At 68.2% G+C, this 17,215-nt stretch carries 15 protein-coding genes; 5 read left to right on the top strand and 10 right to left on the bottom strand.

Annotated features, from left to right (window positions below; genetic code table 11):
- Positions 1-27: 27 nt before the first annotated feature.
- From ACODSC_RS02825 to ACODSC_RS02805, 5 genes are all read right to left on the bottom strand, one after another.
- Positions 28-3,273: an efflux RND transporter permease subunit gene (locus tag ACODSC_RS02825; RefSeq protein ID WP_488811632.1), complete on the bottom strand. Its 3,246-nt coding sequence runs from the start codon at positions 3,271-3,273 to the stop codon at positions 28-30.
- 3 nt (positions 3,274-3,276) lie between these two features.
- Positions 3,277-4,437, bottom strand: coding sequence for an efflux RND transporter periplasmic adaptor subunit (locus tag ACODSC_RS02820; RefSeq protein WP_488811631.1), 1,161 nt, complete (start codon positions 4,435-4,437; stop codon positions 3,277-3,279).
- Complete coding sequence (locus ACODSC_RS02815; protein WP_488811629.1) at positions 4,434-5,693, bottom strand: TolC family protein; 1,260 nt, start codon at positions 5,691-5,693, stop codon at positions 4,434-4,436. The genes ACODSC_RS02820 and ACODSC_RS02815 overlap by 4 nt, the downstream gene beginning before the upstream one ends.
- 55 nt (positions 5,694-5,748) lie before the next feature.
- Positions 5,749-6,069: a hypothetical protein gene (locus tag ACODSC_RS02810; protein WP_488811627.1), complete on the bottom strand. Its 321-nt coding sequence runs from the start codon at positions 6,067-6,069 to the stop codon at positions 5,749-5,751.
- Between the two features lie 94 nt (positions 6,070-6,163).
- The gene (locus ACODSC_RS02805; RefSeq protein ID WP_488811625.1) at positions 6,164-6,814 is read right to left on the bottom strand and encodes a cation efflux transmembrane domain-containing protein; all 651 of its coding nucleotides are present in this window, start codon (positions 6,812-6,814) and stop codon (positions 6,164-6,166) included.
- A 187-nt stretch (positions 6,815-7,001) separates the two neighbouring features.
- On the opposite strand from ACODSC_RS02805, the gene ACODSC_RS02800 reads away from it, so the two are divergent.
- The 5 genes from ACODSC_RS02800 (at position 7,002) to ACODSC_RS02780 (ending at position 11,786) form a co-directional block, all read left to right on the top strand.
- Positions 7,002-7,436 (top strand): MerR family transcriptional regulator, encoded by a 435-nt coding sequence (locus ACODSC_RS02800; RefSeq protein ID WP_488811623.1) that lies wholly within the window; start codon positions 7,002-7,004, stop codon positions 7,434-7,436.
- 58 nt (positions 7,437-7,494) lie between these two features.
- A complete protein-coding gene (locus ACODSC_RS02795) occupies positions 7,495-9,426 on the top strand; it encodes an FTR1 family protein (RefSeq protein WP_488811621.1) in 1,932 nt (643 codons plus the stop codon).
- 246 nt (positions 9,427-9,672) lie between these two features.
- The gene (locus ACODSC_RS02790) at positions 9,673-10,776 is read left to right on the top strand and encodes a Fic family protein (RefSeq protein WP_488811619.1); all 1,104 of its coding nucleotides are present in this window, start codon (positions 9,673-9,675) and stop codon (positions 10,774-10,776) included.
- Between the two features lie 202 nt (positions 10,777-10,978).
- Positions 10,979-11,344 (top strand): hypothetical protein, encoded by a 366-nt coding sequence (locus ACODSC_RS02785; RefSeq protein ID WP_488811617.1) that lies wholly within the window; start codon positions 10,979-10,981, stop codon positions 11,342-11,344.
- 151 nt (positions 11,345-11,495) lie between these two features.
- On the top strand, positions 11,496-11,786 hold the full coding sequence (locus ACODSC_RS02780; protein ID WP_488811615.1) for a helix-turn-helix transcriptional regulator: 291 nt from the start codon (positions 11,496-11,498) through the stop codon (positions 11,784-11,786).
- On the opposite strand, the gene ACODSC_RS02775 is transcribed toward ACODSC_RS02780, so the two are convergent.
- From ACODSC_RS02775 to ACODSC_RS02755, 5 genes are all read right to left on the bottom strand, one after another.
- Entirely contained in the window at positions 11,743-12,996 is a 1,254-nt protein-coding gene (locus ACODSC_RS02775) for a tyrosine-type recombinase/integrase (protein ID WP_488811613.1), read from the bottom strand. The genes ACODSC_RS02780 and ACODSC_RS02775 overlap by 44 nt on opposite strands.
- A 289-nt stretch (positions 12,997-13,285) precedes the next feature.
- The gene (gene guaA, locus ACODSC_RS02770) at positions 13,286-14,842 is read right to left on the bottom strand and encodes a glutamine-hydrolyzing GMP synthase (protein WP_488811611.1); all 1,557 of its coding nucleotides are present in this window, start codon (positions 14,840-14,842) and stop codon (positions 13,286-13,288) included.
- A complete protein-coding gene (locus ACODSC_RS02765; RefSeq protein ID WP_488811609.1) occupies positions 14,839-15,540 on the bottom strand; it encodes a 5'-methylthioadenosine/S-adenosylhomocysteine nucleosidase in 702 nt (233 codons plus the stop codon). Before ACODSC_RS02765 ends, guaA begins: the two co-directional genes overlap by 4 nt.
- Positions 15,537-15,917, bottom strand: a complete 381-nt coding sequence (locus tag ACODSC_RS02760) for a lysozyme inhibitor LprI family protein (protein ID WP_488811607.1) — start codon at positions 15,915-15,917, stop codon at positions 15,537-15,539. Before ACODSC_RS02760 ends, ACODSC_RS02765 begins: the two co-directional genes overlap by 4 nt.
- Positions 15,914-17,215: an RsmB/NOP family class I SAM-dependent RNA methyltransferase gene (locus tag ACODSC_RS02755; protein WP_488811605.1), complete on the bottom strand. Its 1,302-nt coding sequence runs from the start codon at positions 17,213-17,215 to the stop codon at positions 15,914-15,916. Before ACODSC_RS02755 ends, ACODSC_RS02760 begins: the two co-directional genes overlap by 4 nt.

The following is a 17,215-nucleotide window of genomic DNA, read 5'->3' as shown; positions in this document are numbered from 1 at the left end:
CCGCCGACGCGACGGCGGGGACCGGGACTATTCCGCCGGAACGGGTTCTACGGCCGGCACGTCGGTGGGCTTGGGCCGCCGTCCCTCGGTCAGGCCGAGGACCAGCCGGCTCATCGCCGGCAGGACGAGCAGCGTGAGCAGGGTGGCGGTGACCAGGCCGCCGATGACGACCATGGCCAGGGGCTTCTGCACCTCGGCGCCCGTGCCGTGGGCCAGGGCCATGGGCACGAAGCCGATGGCCGGGACCAGACCGGTCATGATGACCGGGCGCACCCGCTCCATGCAGCCCTCGATGATGGAGCGGGAGAGCTCCATTCCGGCGTCGAGCCGTTGCCGGATCGACGACATCACCACCAGGCCGTTCAGCACCGCGACCCCGGCCAGGCAGATGAAGCCCACCGCAGCCGACACCGAGAAGGAGATGCCGGTCAGCGCCAGGGCGAAGACGCCGCCCGCCAGACCGAGCGGCACGGTGAGGAAGACCGCCACCGCCCGCCCGAACGTCCCCACGGCGAGGAAGAGCACCGCGAAGATGGCCAGGAAGCAGATCGGCACGACCAGCGACAGGCGGTCGGAGGCCGCCTTGAGGTTCTGGAATTGGCCGCCCCACTCGATCCAGGAGCCGGCCGGCAGGGCGACCGTCTCCACCTTGGGCATGGCCTCCCGGACGAACGACCCGACGTCGCGGCCGCGGACGTTGGCCTGGACCACGACGCGACGCTTGCCGTTCTCGCGGCTGATCTGGTTCAGCCCCTCGGCGAAGCGGAACGACGCCACCTGCCGCAACGGGACGGACGCCCGGGTGCGGCCCTCCGCTTCCGGCAACATCACGGGGATGGCGCCGAGGGCGTCGAGGTCGTGTCGGCTGGCGTTGGGCACGCGGACCACCACATCGAAGCGGCGGTCGCCCTCGAACAACTGCCCGGCCTCGCGCCCGCCCATGGCGGCGGCGACCGTGTCGGCCACCTCTTCCACCGTCAGGCCGAACCGCGCGATCGCGGCCCGGTCGAAGGTCACGTCCAGCGACGGCGCGCCGTCGGTCTGTTCGACCTTGACGTCGGCCGCGCCCGGCGTGGCGTTCAGCTGCGCCGCGATCCGGTTGGCCGTGGCCGTCAGCTTGTCGAGATCGTCGCCATAGATCTTGATGGCGACGTCGCCGCGGACGCCGGCGATCAGTTCGTTGAACCGCAACTCGATCGGCTGGCTGAGCTCGTAGCCGTTGCCGACCTGGCCCGCGGCCGCGGCCTCGATGCGTTCGATCACGTCTTCTTTGGTGTTTACCCCGTCCGGCCACTGATCCTGCGGCTTGAGGATGATGAAGCCGTCCGAAATGTTGGGCGGCATCGGATCGGTGGCCACCTCGGCGGTGCCGGTCTTGGAGAACATCAGCTCGACCTCGGGCAAGGCGATGATCGCGCTCTCCACGCCCCGCTGCATTCGGATCGACTGCTCCACCGCCGTCGACGGCACCCGTTGGGAGGCCATGGCGAGGTTGCGTTCATCCAGGGTGGGGATGAACTCCTGACCGAGCATGGTGAAGATCACGCCGGCCACGGCGAACAGGGCCAGACCGCCGCCGACGAAGGGCCAGGGCCGGGCTACGGCCTGACGCAGCACCGGCTCGTACTTCGCCTTGATCCAGCGAATGACGAAGACGTCCTTCTCGGAGACCTTGTTGCGCATCACCAGGGCGACCATCGCCGGGATGAAGGTGATGGACAGGATGAAGGCCGCGATCAGAGCCAGCATCAGGGTGATGGCCATGGGCGAGAAGGTTTTGCCCTCGACGCCCTGGAAGGTCAGCAGAGGCGCGAAGACCAGCAGGATGATGGCCTGACCGTAGACGGTCGGCTTGATCATCTCCTGGGTGGCGATGGTGGTTTCCTCGAGCCGCTCGCGCAGGCTCAGCAGACGGCCCTCGTGGTGTTGTCGCTCGGCCAGCCGTCGCAGACAGTTCTCGATGATGATCACCGAGCCGTCGACGATGAGGCCGAAGTCGAGCGCCCCCAGGCTCATCAGATTGCCCGACACCCCCATGAAGTTCATGCCGATGGCGGTCATGAAGAAGGAGATCGGGATGATCGCCACCGCGATCAGGGCGGCGCGGACGTTGCCGAGGAGCAGGAACAGAGCCACCGCCACGAGGATGGCGCCTTCGATCAGGTTGCGCTGAACGGTGGAGATGGTGGCGTTGACCAGTTTGGACCGGTCGAGGACGGGGGTCACCTTAATCCCCGGCGGGAGAGACCGAACGGTCGTCTCAAGCTGTTCGCCGACCGAACGGGCGACCGTGCGGCTGTTCTCGCCGATCAGCATCAGGGTGGTGCCGATGACGACCTCGTGGCCGTTCATGGTGGCGCCGCCGGTGCGCAGGTCACCGCCGAGACGGACGGCGGCGACGTCACGAACGGCGACGGGCACACCGCCGCGCGTGGCGACGATGGCTTCCTCGATCTGGCTCAGGCTGCGGATACGGGCGTCGGCCCGCACCAGATAGGCTTCCCCGCCCCGCTCGACGAAATTGGCGCCGACCGAGAGGTTGGCGGCTTCCAGGCCGGCGGCCAGTTCGCTGAACGAGACGCCGTACTGGGCCAGACGCGTGGCGTCGGGCTCGACGACATACTGTTTCTCGAAGCCGCCGATGGTGTCGACGCCGGCCACGCCGTTCACCGTCCGCAGTTGCGGCGCGATGATCCAGTCCTGCACGGTCCGGAGATAGGCGGCGCGGGAGATGTCGTCGGTCAGGCGGTCGCCTTCCGGGGTCAGGAACGACCCGTCGGACTGCCAGCCCGGCTGGCCGTTGCGTACGGTCGCGCCTCGTCCGCCCGGGTTGGTGAAGTCGATGGCGTACATGAAGACTTCGCCCAGACCGGTGGTGACCGGTCCGATCTGGGGCTGGACGCCCTCGGGCAGGCTTTCCTGGGCCTGGACGAGGCGTTCGCTGACCTGCTGGCGCGCGAAATAGAGGTCGACGTTCTCCTCGAAGATCACCGTGACCTGCGAGAAGCCGTTGCGCGACAGGGACCGGGTGGACTGCAGGCCGGGGATGCCCGCCATGGCGGTCTCGACCGGGAAGGTGACGCGCTTTTCGATCTCGACGGGGGAGAGCGAGGCGTCGGAGGTGTTGATCTGGACCTGGTTGTTGGTGATGTCGGGAACGGCGTCGATGGGCAGCTGTGTCAGCTGCCAGGCGCCGTAGGTGGAGACGAGCAGCACGAGCGCGATGATCATCCACCGCGCCCGCACCGACAGGGCCATGAGGTTGGCGATCATGGGCTAGTGCTCCACTTCGCCAGCGCCGAGCGCGGCCTTCAGCAGGAAGGCGTTGCGGGTGGCGACGGTCTGCCCCGCCGTCAGGCCGGAGGTGATCTGGGCCCGGCCGGCGCTACGCTGGCCGACGATGACCGGCACGGGGTTGAAGCCCGTCGCCGTTCTGACGAAGACCACTTCGCGGCCTTCGACGGTCTGGATGGCTTCCTCGGGCACCGAAACTCCGGCGGAGGTCTGAGCGTCGCGGGTGTAGATCCGCACAGCGATGGCCTGGCCGGGACGCAAGCCCCCCACGCCGGACACGGTGAGCAGGACGGTGGCGGCGCGGCTTTCCGCATCCACGCCCGGGGTGATCGACCGCACCGTGGCCTGGACCTCGCCTTCCGGCAGGGTGATGCTGGCGCGGTCGCCCGGAGCGATCCGGCCCGCGTCGTCGGCGGAGACCGAGGCCTGGACCTCGATCTGGCTGGCGTTAGCGACACGGAACAGTTCGGTCCCGGCCGTCACGAAGGCGCCGAGCGTCGCATTGGACACGGTCACACGCCCGCTGATCGGGCTGACGACCCCGGTGCTGCGGCCATCGCCGGAGACCCGGGCGGCGGCGGCGGCGGACGAGGTCCGGCGCGCTTCCGCCTCGGCTTCCGCCAGGACGGTCTGGGCGGCTTCAAGATCCTGTCGCGCGGTGATCTGCGAGTCGAACAGCCGTTGCTCGCGGGCGAGCGCCTGCCGGGCCGCGGTCAACCGGGCCTGGGCGGTCGCCCGTTCGGCGGCGATGGACGAGGCCTCGCGGCTTTCGATCAGGGCCACGGTCTGGCCGGCGCGGACGCTGTCGCCGAGCCGCAGCGAGACGCCGGTGATCACGCCGTCGGCGCGGGCCGCGAGCACGGCCTCGCCCTGGGGCGTGCCGACGACGGTGCCCTGGGCCACGATCTCGGCGCTCAGCGAGCCGCTGCCGACGGGCGCCAGGGTGATGCCGGCCGCCTGGATGCGGGCAGCGTCCATCTCCAGGGCCTCGCCGGCGCCGTGTTCTTCTTCGGCTTCCGCAGCGGCTTCCGTCGGCGCTTCCGGACCACGGGTCATGGTCCAGACGGCGAACCCGCCGCCCAGGACGATCACGGCCGCCGCCGCGCCGCCGAGCAGGCGTTGCTGGTTTGTGAGTCTCTTCATTGGGCGGATCCTTCGGTTTCGGTGGCGCGAGTCAGGGCGGCGACGGCTTGCGCCCGCTCCAGCTCGGCGGTGATCATGTCGGCCTGAACGGTGTTGAGCGCCTCTTCGGCGTCCAGCACGTCCAGCAGGGTGAAGCGGCCGGCCGAGAAGCCTTCACGCGCGATGCGCACGGCCTCGATCGCTTCGGGTTCGGCCTGGGTTTCGAGGAAGGCCAGCTGGGCTTCGGCCGTGCGCAGAGCGGCCTGGGCGTCGCGGGTCCGCCGGATCGCGCCGGCGAGAGCGGCGTTGCGGCGAGCCTCGGCTCCGGTCCGCTCGGCGTTGGCGGCGGCGATATTGCCCTGGTTGCGGTCGAACAGACCAATCGGCATGGAGGCGCCGAAGACCAGGGCCGTGTCGTCCGTGCCCCGGAACTGCCGGGCGCCGACGCTGACGGTCACATCGGGCCGGGACAGGGTCCGTTCCCGCTCGACGACGGCGACCGAGGTGGCCACCTCCGCCTCTGCCAGGCGCACGTCCAGCGCGGTAGCCGGATCGATGACGGCGGACGGCGCCGGGAGGACCTCGGACGCGGTCGGCTCGGGCAGGTCTTCGCCACCGCCCCACAGGGCGGCGAGCGCCCGCTGGGCTTCGGCGTATTCGGCTTCGGCGGCGCGGACCCGTCCAACCGATTCCAGGGCGGCCGTCCGCGCGCGCAAGGCCCGCAGCGGCGGTTCGCGACCGGCGTCCACCAGTTCGGTGGCGATGGTCTGAAGGTTATCGGCGCGCATGAACTGATCGCGGGCCAGTTCGACCCGGCGGCTGTCCGCATAGGCCTCGGCGTAGGCGTCACGCACCTGTTGTTCCAGGTCCGCCCGCGCGACCGCGAGGCGCAGCCGGGCGGCGTCCACCTCGGCCTGGGCGGCGCGCTCGCGTGCGGGCCGCTTGCCGCCGAGTTCGAACCGCTGTCCGACGCTGAGGGTGCTTTCGGCGTCATCGACGCCGGAGAAGCCGCCCGTTCCTGCGAAATTCTCGACCTCGAGGCCGAGTTCGGGATTGGGCCGGAAGCCGGCCTGTTGCGCCCGGCCGACGGCGGCGGCGACATCGGCCTCGGCGGCCGCTAGGGTGGGCGAGGAGGCCGCGGCGCGAGACAGCGCCTCGGCCAGGGTGACGGGTTCGGCGAAGGCTGACCCTGGGGCCAGCATGGCCAGGATCGCCGCGAGGGCGACCGCGGCTCCGCCGGCCGCGGGGTGCGGCAGACGGCGTTTAGCGGATGGCATAGGTCCTGTTTCCCGGATGGTTGACGTGGAAGGCGCGCGGTCGCGCGCAGTCCCGTCAGCCTCTGGGCGGGCGGTCCGGACCGGCGGGCATGCGGGATGGCAGGCCGTCCGCCAGCGGCAGGGCGTTCAGGTCGGCCCGGGCGTGAGTCACGACCGGCTCATCTGGCGTCTGAGGCACGGCGACGCCGCTATGATGACAGTGGCCGTGAGAGCAGATGGCGTGGCTGTCCGGTCCGCCGTCGTCATTCTGTTGGTCCGTGGCGTCGCCGAGGGCGCTGGAGGCCAAGGATGTCGCCGCCTCAGGGCCGCAGGTCGCCGCATCGACGGCGGAGACCAGGACGAACAGGGACAGGAACGCCGCGAGCAGCGCCGTCATCAGTCCATGTCTGACCGTAGGGAATCCCATGCCGTCCCTTACCATGCGGCGCCGCGACATCAATCGTCTCATCGTCGCACCAGCTGGGACGTCATCACGCCGCCGCCCTCAGTTCCGCTCGCGACTGGCTGACGATGGACCAGGCGGATTGCAGGAACACCGCAGCGAGGATGCCGCCGGCGATCAGATCGGGCCAGCGCGAGGCGGTCAGCCAGACCAGTCCCCCGGCGGCGGCGACGACCAGGCTCTCGATCAGGTCGTTGCGGGTGCAGAGCCAGACGGAACGGACATTGGCGTCGCCGTCTCGGTGACGCACGAGCAGCAGGGCGGCGACCGCATTGGCGAGGAAACCGAACAGTCCAAGGCCGGTGATCACCGTCCCTTCCGGCGGCGCGCCCGACACGGCCCGCCAGATGGCGAAGCCGAGAATGAACACGGCCAGCAGCCCCAGGCTCGCCCCCTTGAGCAGGGCGGCGCCGGAACGAACCCGCACGGATTTGCCGATCGCCCACAGGCTGATGGCGTAGGTCGCGCTGTCGGCGAGGAAGTCCAGCGCGTTGGCGCCCAGAGACGCCGAGCCCTGGGCCAGGGCGCCCCCCGCCACGGCCACGAAGGCCACCGCGTTTATGGCGATCACGGCCAGCAGGATGCGGCGGTAGACGGGCGAGGCGCCATCGAATTTGACGGTCGCGCCGCAACCGCAACTGGAGGCCGCCGCTTCGGGAGGCGAGGGATGGTCAGTCATCGAGGTCCACCTTTCACCGTAAGGATGCCTCCTCCAGTCGCTAGAGGATCAAGCGCCAATTTCAGCGCACTTCTCGGATTGCTCGAAGTCCGCACGCGGACCTTGATCCTCCAGTGGCTAGAGGGTCCAGTATCGTGTCCGGCCGGGCCGCCCTCCGACCTTCAGCCGTCTGATCCGAGGTGACGCGATGCCCCTGCCCTCTCCCGCTTCGTCGGGCCTTCGCCCCATCGGCAAGCTGGCCGCCGCCACCGGCGTCAAGATTCCGACCATCCGCTTTTATGAAGAGATCGGGCTGCTTGCCGCCCCGCCGCGCACCGCCAGCGACCGGCGCATGTACGACGACGATGCGGAGCGCCGCCTGTCGTTCATCCGTCATGCCCGACAGTTGGGCTTCGATCTGGACTCGATCCGCTCTCTGCTGGATCTGTCCGATCACCCGGACCGGCCCTGCGCCGAGGCCAACGTCATCGCCGAGCGCCATCTGGCCGAGGTGAAGCAGAAGATCGCCCAGTTGCGGGCCCTTGAGGGCGAGCTGTCGCGGATGACCGCGGAATGCGCCGGAGGCCGGGTTTCCGCCTGCAAGGTGATCGAGACCCTGCACGACCCCTCGGCGTCGCTTTAGGCGCGACACTCTGTCCGCTCGAATGCTAATGCGAGCCGCTCACAACTGGCTTTCCCCCATGCAATCCCTGCTCCGTCTGCTCGCCCTGCTGTTCGCGATGGGGTTGGCGTCCCCGGCTCTCGCCCAAGCGCCGTCCGCCTCCGAGGCCCAGGTCGCCTGGCGACTGCTCGACTACGTGGCGGTCGACTACACCGGGGCGGTGGCGAACGGCCAGGTGACCAACCCGGCCGAGTACGGCGAGATGGTCGAGTTCGGCGGCCAGATCCGGACCCGGCTGGACGCTCTGCCGTCGAACCCGGCCAAGGCCGGCCTGGTGCGCGACGCGGTCGCTCTGCAGGCGGCGATCCGCGACAAGGCCGACCCGCGCGTCGTGGGTGATCAGGCCAAGGCCCTGGCCGCCGCGGTGCTGGCGGCCTATCCGAGCCCGCTCGCGCCTTCCTTTCCGCCCGACCTAGCCAGGGGCGCGACGCTCTATGCCGAGCAATGCTCGGTCTGCCATGGCGACACGGGCCGCGCCGACGGCCCGGGCGCCGAGGGGCTGGATCCGCCTCCGATCGCCTTCGCCGACGTGGAGCGCGCGCGTCAGCGCAGCGTGTTCGGCCTCTATCAGGTGATCGACCAGGGCCTCGACGGCACGGCGATGGCCAGCTTCGCCCATCTGCCGGCCGAGGATCGCTGGGCCCTGGCCTTCTATGTGGGCCGGTTCGCCTTCACAGACGCCGAAGCCGCCGAAGGCGAGCGCCTCTGGAAGGCCGACACCGCGATCCGCGCCGCCTATTCCGATCTGGCCGCCGTCACCCAGGCGACGCCGGCGGATCTGGCGAGCCGGATCGGCGAGACGAAGGCGCGGGCGGTCACGGCCTATCTGCGTCGTCACCCGGAGGCGACGGCCCGCCCGGAGGGATCGACCCTGACCCTGGCCCGCACCCGTCTGGCGGAAAGCGAGGCCGCCTATCGCCGGGGCGACCGCAAGGCCGCCACCGACCTCGCCCTCTCGGCCTATCTCGACGGTTTCGAACCGGTGGAGCCCGCGCTCGGCGCCCGCGACGGCGCGCTGCTGCGTCGGGTCGAGACGGCCATGACCGACCTGCGCGCCTCGATCGGCAAGGGGGCGCCCGCCCAGGAGATCGCGGATCGGGTCGCCCGTCTGAACGCCCTGCTGGACACGGCGGAGCGCGCGCTCGCGCCTCAGGAGGCGGACAATCTCGCCAGCTTCCTCGGTGCCTTCACCATCCTGCTGCGCGAGGGGCTGGAAGCCCTGCTTATCGTGGTGGCGATGATCGCCTTCCTCAGGAAGGCCGAACGACCCGATGTGCTGCGCTACGTCCACGGCGGCTGGGTGGCCGCGCTGGTCGCCGGCGGCGCCACTTGGGCGGCCGCGACCTTCTTCATCTCCATCAGCGGCGCCAGCCGGGAGCTCACTGAGGGCTTCGGCTCGCTTCTGGCGGCCGTCGTGCTCGTCTCGGTCGGCATCTGGATGCACGGCAAGTCGCACGCCGACGCCTGGCAGACCTATATCCGCGACAAGCTCTCCCACGCGCTGTCGAAGCGATCGGCCTGGTTCCTGTTCCTGCTGGCCTTCGTCGTGGTCTACCGGGAGGTGTTCGAGACCATCCTCTTCTATGCGGCGATCTGGAGCCAGGGCGGCCATGTCGGCATGCTGGCGGGCGCCCTGACCGCCGTGGCGATCCTGGCCGTGGTGGCCTGGGCCTTGTTGGCCTACAGCAAGCGCCTGCCGATCGGCCGGTTCTTCTCGTTGAGCTCGATCCTCATGGCTGTCCTGTCGGTCGTTCTCGTCGGCAAGGGGGTGGCGGCGCTGCAGGAGGCGGGCTGGCTCGATGTCCATCCGCTCGCCTGGATCCCCCGTATCGAGATCCTCGGTCTCTATCCGACCGTTGAAGGCGTCGCCGTTCAGCTGCTGACGATCGCCATCCTCGTGGTCGGCTTCTCCCGGCACGCGGCGCCGAAGGGCGCGCGGCCGGCCCCTTGAGCGGTCGTCTCCATCTGCGGCCCTGAGACAGCGGCCCGCGGCAAGGGTTTCGGAGCCGCCTGGGCACGACGGCGCCGACACCCGAACGGCGGCGGATACCGGACGTGCGGCGGCTGCAGCCGATAGCGTGCGAGATCCCCGCCTTGGCGTGCGGAGATTAAACTCGCTATTCTCCGCACTCTTTGCGGAGAATAGCCTTGCTCTTGCGGGGAATAACGCCCATATTTTCCGCAAGGAGTGCGGGGAATGGCGGAATACATCCACGAAATCGAAGGCTGGCCGCGTCTGGACTGGCGCGCGGACGCGCTCGCCGATCGGCTCGCCGCCGTCCGTCACCGCCAGGGCCTGCTGCTCGGCCGGATGCACGCGCTCGGCTTTGACCTGCGCGCCGAAGCGGTTCTCGAAACCCTCACCGAAGACGTCCTGAAGTCGAGCGAGATCGAAGGCGAGGTGCTCGACAAGGATCAGGTGCGATCCTCGATCGCTCGCCGCCTCGGCATGGATATCGGGGCCCTCGCCCCCGCGGATCGCAACGTCGACGGCGTGGTCGAAATGATGCTCGACGCGACCCAGAACTTTGCGTCTCCGCTCACCGAGGACCGGCTGTTCGCCTGGCACGCCGCCCTGTTTCCGACCGGGCGCAGCGGCATGACGAAGATCGTCGTCGGCGCCTGGCGCAACGAAAGCTTCGGCCCGATGCAGGTCGTCTCGGGCCCTTTCGGACGGGAGCGCGTGCATTATGAAGCGCCCCGCGCCGCCCTTTTGCAGGACGAGATGCGGGCGTTCCTCGACTGGTTCAACGACGCGCCGCGGACGGACCCGGTCCTCAAGGCCGCGATCGCCCATCTGTGGTTCGTGACCATCCACCCGTTCGACGACGGGAATGGCCGGATCGCGCGGGCGATCGCCGACATGGCGCTCGCCCGCTCCGAGAAAAGCGCCCAGCGCTTCTACAGCATGTCCGCCCAGATCCGGCTGGAGCGCAAAGACTACTACGCCACCCTGGAGACGACCCAGAAAGGCGCGCTCGATGTGACCCTCTGGCTGGACTGGTTCCTCGGCTGCCTCGATCGCGCGTTCGATGGCGCGGAAACCACCCTGACCCATGTGATGCGCAAGGCGCGCTTCTGGGAGGCGCTCACAGGTCAGACGTTGAGCGAGCGCCAGAGCGCGGTCATCAATCGGCTGCTCGACGGCTTCGAAGGCAAGCTCACCTCGACCAAATGGGCGGTGCTGACGAAGTCCTCGCCTGACACGGCCTTGCGCGACATCAACGATCTGGTGGACCGTGGCATCCTTGTGAAGGATGACGGCGGCGGGCGCAGCACAAGCTACTCCCTGGTCGATTGAGGATAGGCGGCTCCACATCGCGTCGTCGGAGCCACTACGTCGGGCGGCCTGGCTGAAAGGGTCGAGAAAGCCGGCGACTGAACGCTGACGACATGGCAGCGGATGTCCGCGACGGGTGGGACGCAGCCAATCCGTCGCGTGGCCTTGGCGGTCTAACTCGGTAAACATGCCGAACCTCGAACAAGCGAGGAGGAATGCAATCATGGCTCTGAAAAGCGGCTTCTACGGCATTCGCCAATCCGGCGCAGATCAAGACCCGATGGACGAAGAGGCTTGGGGCTTGGCGATGCTGGCCTACGTTGGAAACGGCAAGATTGTCGGTGTCGATCAGGGTGGCTGCCGGATCAGCGGGACCTACGCCGAGACTTCTGAGGCCGTCACTGTCCAGATGGCATATGCACTCAAGAGCGGATCGCATCTGCCTGACGGGTCGGTTTTGGAAAGCGACCATACCATCAATCGTGCGCTGGCGTTCAACGTAGAGACGTTTGCGGGTGCCTATCAGCTTGTCGACGCCGGTCTCGGTCCAATGTTTCTCAAGTTCGAATGGCTAGCTGAAGGGCCTTGAGAGGACGGCCGCTATGGGTCGAAAAGCGGATGCTCGGGGCGCAAGCGATCCCATTGAGTCCGGTCCAGCCGTAGACCTCCGGTGGGAAGTTGACGCCTAGCCCCTTCGACATCGTTCGGCTTCGATTCCTATAGCAACTAGGAGATCTTCGATGGCCCAAGCCGACCCGCCGCTGAAGCGCACGATCAAGAAGCCGCAACTCCGTCAGATGGTGCCGTTGGCCGACAGCACGATCTGGGAGATGGAGCAGCGCGGCCAGTTCCCCAGACGGTTCCTGCTGACACCGCGCTGCGTCGTGTGGGACCTTGCCGAGGTCGAGGCCTGGTTGGCGCTCCGTCGAGCAAAACCCATTCGACGTGCGCCGCCGCCCGATGTTCGCAAGCGGATCACCCGACCGGTCAGAGCCGCGGATCGAAACGAGGACCGGCCGTTTCCGGGATGACGAGCACAGGCGTGAACGCCCGCCCCGCTTCCCAGGCGTCCACGGCGTTCGACCACTCCTGGGCCATGTGCCGGCGCTGGGCTTCGAACTCGGCCTTGTTGTAGACGCCGCGCGACGACCGCTCCTCGTGGGCGAGGCATTTCTCGATCCAGTCCGAGTTAAAGCCCATCTCGTGCAGAAGCGTCGAGGCGGTCCGTCGCAGGTCGTGGACTGTGAAGGGGTCCAGCGGCAGGTCCCGCTCGCGCGCCCGCTCGGCGATCGCCGAGGTCACCCGGTTGAAGGTCGCCCGCGACATCGGCGCGTCGGCGTCATAGCGGGACGGCAAGATGTACCGCGAGTTCCCGGCGCAGGTCCTCAGCGCGATCAGGATGTCGAGCATTTGGGTCGAGAGATAGACGTTGTGCGGCCGCGACCGCTTCATCCGCTCCTTCGGGATCGACCAGACCGCGTTGGCGAAATCGACCTCGTCCCAGACCCCATCCTGCAACTCGCTCTTCCGCACCATGCTCAGCAGGATGAACTTCAGGCCGAGGCGGATCGTGGGCAGGGTCGCCACCTCTCCCAGAAGGTTCAGTGCGATCCGGATCTCGGTCGGCGACAGCGACCGGTCCCGCGGCCGGAAGGTGGCGATCGAGGCTGGCCCGACCCCGTCGGCCGGGTTCTCGATCTTCTCCCCGTGCAGGATGGCGTAGGCGTAGATCTGTTTGACGATGTCGCGGACATGGACGGCCGTCGCCGGCGCGCCGCGATCGACGATGGTCTTGCAGTGGGCGCGGAGGTCGTTGGGCGTGATCTCGTTCAGCAGCCGGTTGCGCCATTGCGGCAGGATTTCCCGGTTGAAGATGGACCGCCGCATGTTGCGGGTGCTGTCCGCCATGGGCGCGTGGTTCATCCAGCGTTGGGCCACATGCTCGAAGCTTCGGGCCTGCTGCAGACGCCGCTTGGCCCGCTGCTTCTCCAACGCCGGCGAGACGCCTTCTGCGATCATCCGCTTGGCGTCGATGACCTTCTCGCGTGCCTTGGCGAGGGACAGGCCCGCCGGTCCATAGGAGCCGAGCGTCACGGATTCCCGCCGCCCGTTGAAGCGGTAGTCGTACTTGAAGGCGATGCCGCCCTTGGGTGAGATCAGCAGGTACAGACCGTCCCTGTCGGTCATTTTGTAAGACTTTGATTTCGGGCGAATATTTCTCAATGCGGCGTCGGTAAGCATGCAGTTTTGACTCCAAAAGACCGTCAGGCGCTTTCGAGGTCTTTCGGGATCATTTTCTTGAAACAAGTCATAGGCTTGGCTCAAAAAAAGACCGTCAGGACGCTCTCGGCCCTCTGACGGTATGGAGCGGAGTCCGGACGGGCAATGGCTGCGGGACCGTCAGAGGGACCGACGCAGACGAAAGCAGCCCCTCGAATGGTACCGAGAGGCTGCGAAAGCATTTATCTTATAAGTCAGTGTTTTAGAGCAATTTTCGGAAGCGATCTGGAAAGTCTCAGAAGGCTCTGAATCATTCCCACTCAATCGTCCCCGGCGGCTTCGACGTCACGTCATAGACCACCCGGTTGACGCCGCGCACTTCGTTGATGATCCGTGTCGCGGTCTTTCCCAGAACGTCCCAGGGGAACTGGTAGAAGTCGGCGGTCATGCCGTCGGTGGAGCTGACCGCGCGCAGGGCCAGAACCTTTTCGTAGGTGCGGGCGTCGCCCATGACGCCGACGGTCTTGACCGGCAGAAGGACGGCGAAGGCCTGCCAGATGTCGTCGTACAGGCCGGCCTTGCGGATCTCGTCCAGATAGATGGCGTCGGCCTGTTGCAGGGTGTCGACGGCCTCGGGCGTGATCTCGCCGGGGATGCGGATGGCCAGGCCCGGTCCGGGGAAGGGGTGACGGCCCACGAAGGCGTCGGTCAGGCCCAGTTCGCGGCCCAGGGCGCGGACCTCGTCCTTGAACAGTTCGCGCAGGGGTTCGACCAGTTTCAGCTTCATATAGTCTGGCAGGCCGCCGACGTTGTGGTGGCTCTTGATGACGTGGGCCTTGCCGCTGGACGAGGAGACGCTCTCGATCACGTCGGGATAGAGGGTGCCCTGGGCCAGGAATTCCGCGCCCTCGATCTTGCCGGCCTCTCGGTCGAAGATCTCGATGAAGACGCGGCCGATGATCTTGCGCTTGGTCTCCGGGTCCGACTGACCGGCCAGCTCGCCGAGAAATTCCTTCGACGCATCAACATGCACCAGCGGGATGTTGTAGTGCTCGCGGAACAGGGTCGTGACCTGGGTCGCCTCGTCCTTACGCAGCAGGCCGGTGTCCACGAACACGCAGGTCAGCTGGTCGCCGATCGCCTCGTGGATCAGCACGGCGGCGACCGAACTGTCGACGCCGCCGGACAGGCCGCAGATGACCTTGGCCGAACCCACCTGTTCGCGGATTTGGGCGATCTTCTCGTCGCGATAGGCGGCCATGGTCCAGTCGCCCTTCAGCCCGGCGATGCCGTGGGTGAAGTTCTTCAGCATCTGGTGGCCGCGCGGGGTGTGCATCACCTCGGGGTGGAACTGGACGCCGTAGAAGCGGCGGGTCTCGTCGGCGATCACCGCATAGGGCGAGCCGGCCGAGGACGCCACGACGTCGAACCCTTCGGGAATGGCGACAATCTTGTCGCCGTGGCTCATCCAGACCGTCTCTTCCTCGCCGACGGGGGCTAGATCGGCCAGCAGGGGCGAGGCCTTCTCGACGGTGATCTCGGCGCGACCGAACTCGCGGGTGTGGCCGCCCTCGACCTTGCCGCCCAGCTGTTCGCACATGGTCATCTCGCCGTAGCAGATGCCCAGGACCGGCACGCCGGCCTCGAACACGGCCTGGGGCGCGCGGGGACTGCCCTCCTCGTGCACGCTCTCGGGACCGCCCGACAGGATGATGGCCGCCGGGTTCATGGCTGCCAGGGCGTCTTCCGCCTTCTGGAACGGATGGATCTCGCAATAGACGCTGGCCTCGCGCAGGCGGCGCGCGATCAGCTGCGTCACCTGGCTGCCGAAATCGACGATGAGAACCTTCTGGTGCGGCGTGGTCATGACGTGATCGAATCCGGGGAGAGTTGGGCGGGGTCTTGGCCTTGTGCGGCCGGGATTTCAAGGGCGACGAGGCCGTCGGCCTCCAGCACGGTGATCAGGCGGTCCAGGGCGGCGGCCAGGTTCTCGTCCACATGATGCAGGGTCGAGGTCCAGTCCTCCAGCGCCTTCAGTTCGGCGCGGCCGTCCGAAACGCCGCGCAGGGCGACGAGGGGCACACCGAAGGTCTGCGCCGACCGGACCAGGGCCCAGGTCTCCATGTCCACCATCTCGGCGTCGATGGCGTCATAGGCGGCGCCGGAGACGACATTGGCTCCGGTCGACAGGGTCGCGGTCGGCACGCCGGGGATGGGGCACGGCAGGGGCAGGATCGCAGGCTGGTCCAGCAGGGGCGTCACCCCCTTGGGAAAGCCCAGGGCGCTGGCGTCCATGTCGCGATAGGCGACGCTCGACGCTTGATAGACGGCGGCATGCTCCAGCACCCGCGACCCACACGACCCCAGCGACACGATCAGGTCCGGCAGGTCGCCCGCCGCCTCCAAGCGCGCCAGGGCGGCGGTCAGGACGATGGCCGCTTCGACCGGACCGACGCCGGTCATCAGGGGCTGGATGCGGGCTTGGAGATGCAAGCCATATTCGGCGGGCGCGGCCATGACGCACAGGACGGACACTGTTCCGAACCGGTGCAGGCCGTGGCTCACTTGCGCGACCCCGTCAGATAGGTGTTCTCAAGCCACAGGCTGCGCTCAGCCGTCCAGGTCAGCAGGCAATCGGTCCGAGCGGCTCTCGCCAAGGCCGGGTCCGACTGATCCGCCGCTCGGCTGTCGCAGGCCGCGTCGCGCGCCCGGATCCAGGCGCGTTGGCGGTCGCGCAGTTGCAGCGTCTCTGCCCGGCCCAGGCCTTGACGCGCCGCGCGATAGGTCGCGTTCAGGTCGAGATCCTCGTCCGCCAAGGCGTTGTCGAGGCAGGTCTGGAAGCCCGCGCCCTTGGACTGCGACTGGCAACTGAAATAGGCGTCCGACCGATCCTGACCCGCCATGGGGCCGTCGGTCAGGGCGAGAACCAGCGACAGGATCATGCCGTGCGCTCATAAACGGCGGCGAAGAAGCCGTCGGTGTCGGCCGAGGCCGGCGACAGGCGCAGACGGGCGCCGGACGCCAGTTCGGCGAACCTGGCGCGGGCGGCGTCGGTTAGTTGCGGCGCCGAGAGGACATCGGCGACCGGGACCGGGCGGAAGTCGGGATTGGCGGTCTCAAAGGCGTCGGCGCTGGCCTCGTTCTCGCGCGCCAGCATCGAACAGGTGACATAAACCAGACGGCCGCCCGGCTTCACCAGCTTGGTCGCCTGGCTCAGGATGCGCACCTGCAGCGCGTGCAGCTTCTCGACCTCTTCGGCCGTCAAACGCCAGGCGTCCTCGGGGCGACGCCGCCAGGTGCCCGAACCCGAACAGGGGGCGTCCACGAAGACCAGGTCGGCCTGGCCGTTGACGGCTTCCAGACCGCCGCCGTTCTGGCCGATCAGGACCAGCTCGGCCTCGACGCCCGCGCGTTGCAGGCGGGGCCGGATGTTCTCCAGCCGCTTGTTGACCACATCGGAGGCGATCAGCTTACCCTGCCCCGTCATGGCCTGGGCCAGACCCAGGGTCTTGCCGCCGCCACCGGCGCAATAGTCCACCACCGTCGTGCCGGGGGTCGCCCCGGCCAGCCAGCAAACCACCTGGCTGCCCTCGTCCTGGATCTCGAACTTGCCAGCCTTGAATCCGTCCAGCGCCTGGATGTTGGGCGGCGGTTCCGACGGCACCCGCAGGCCCAGCATAGACCAAGGGGTGCGCGACACCTCAAGCCCGGCGGCCTTCAACTCGGCTTCGACCTCTTCCACCGTAGCGACCGCATCATTGACCCGCAGGTCGATGGGCGCGCGCGGCGTCATCAAGGCGTGGGCTTCCTCGGCCCAGCGGTCGCCGAAGGTGGCCTTGAAATCCTCGACCACGAACTCGGGCAGACCGGCCGCGACCCAGCCCGGAACCTCCCCCTGACCTATGGTGATGCGGGAGCGTTCCTGCTTCGACAGCGGACGCGGACCATAGCCGTCGCCCGAGTGCAGGGCCTCGATCTCTTCCACCGACAGGCCGTCGATGGCGTGCAGCGAGCCGATCACCAGGGCCCGGCCGTCCTCGCGCCCGCCCATGATCCACGACAGTCGGCCGCGCGCGCGGAGCACCTTGTAGACATGATCGGCGATGGCCCGCCGATCCTTGGACCCGGCGTATCGGTTGGCGGCCCCCCAGGCCTTCAGGACGGTTTCGGCCGGTTGGCGGCCCTGGGCCATGGAGTCCAGGACAGAGGCGGCGGCGGCGAGACGGGCGGCTGGGGTCAA

The organism is Brevundimonas sp. FG128, from assembly GCF_057809775.1.
Note: the sequence above shows the minus strand (reverse complement) of the source record. Positions and strands in the feature narration are given on the sequence as shown.

Coding starts and splice junctions, on each gene's coding strand:
- ACODSC_RS02825 (WP_488811632.1), bottom strand. CDS start 3,273: ATGATCGCCAACCTCATGGCCCTGTCGGTGCGGGCGCGGTGGATGATC.
- ACODSC_RS02820 (WP_488811631.1), bottom strand. CDS start 4,437: ATGAAGAGACTCACAAACCAGCAACGCCTGCTCGGCGGCGCGGCGGCG.
- ACODSC_RS02815 (WP_488811629.1), bottom strand. CDS start 5,693: ATGCCATCCGCTAAACGCCGTCTGCCGCACCCCGCGGCCGGCGGAGCC.
- ACODSC_RS02810 (WP_488811627.1), bottom strand. CDS start 6,069: ATGACGGCGCTGCTCGCGGCGTTCCTGTCCCTGTTCGTCCTGGTCTCC.
- ACODSC_RS02805 (WP_488811625.1), bottom strand. CDS start 6,814: ATGACTGACCATCCCTCGCCTCCCGAAGCGGCGGCCTCCAGTTGCGGT.
- ACODSC_RS02800 (WP_488811623.1), top strand. CDS start 7,002: ATGCCCCTGCCCTCTCCCGCTTCGTCGGGCCTTCGCCCCATCGGCAAG.
- ACODSC_RS02795 (WP_488811621.1), top strand. CDS start 7,495: ATGCAATCCCTGCTCCGTCTGCTCGCCCTGCTGTTCGCGATGGGGTTG.
- ACODSC_RS02790 (WP_488811619.1), top strand. CDS start 9,673: ATGGCGGAATACATCCACGAAATCGAAGGCTGGCCGCGTCTGGACTGG.
- ACODSC_RS02785 (WP_488811617.1), top strand. CDS start 10,979: ATGGCTCTGAAAAGCGGCTTCTACGGCATTCGCCAATCCGGCGCAGAT.
- ACODSC_RS02780 (WP_488811615.1), top strand. CDS start 11,496: ATGGCCCAAGCCGACCCGCCGCTGAAGCGCACGATCAAGAAGCCGCAA.
- ACODSC_RS02775 (WP_488811613.1), bottom strand. CDS start 12,996: ATGCTTACCGACGCCGCATTGAGAAATATTCGCCCGAAATCAAAGTCT.
- guaA (WP_488811611.1), bottom strand. CDS start 14,842: ATGACCACGCCGCACCAGAAGGTTCTCATCGTCGATTTCGGCAGCCAG.
- ACODSC_RS02760 (WP_488811607.1), bottom strand. CDS start 15,917: ATGATCCTGTCGCTGGTTCTCGCCCTGACCGACGGCCCCATGGCGGGT.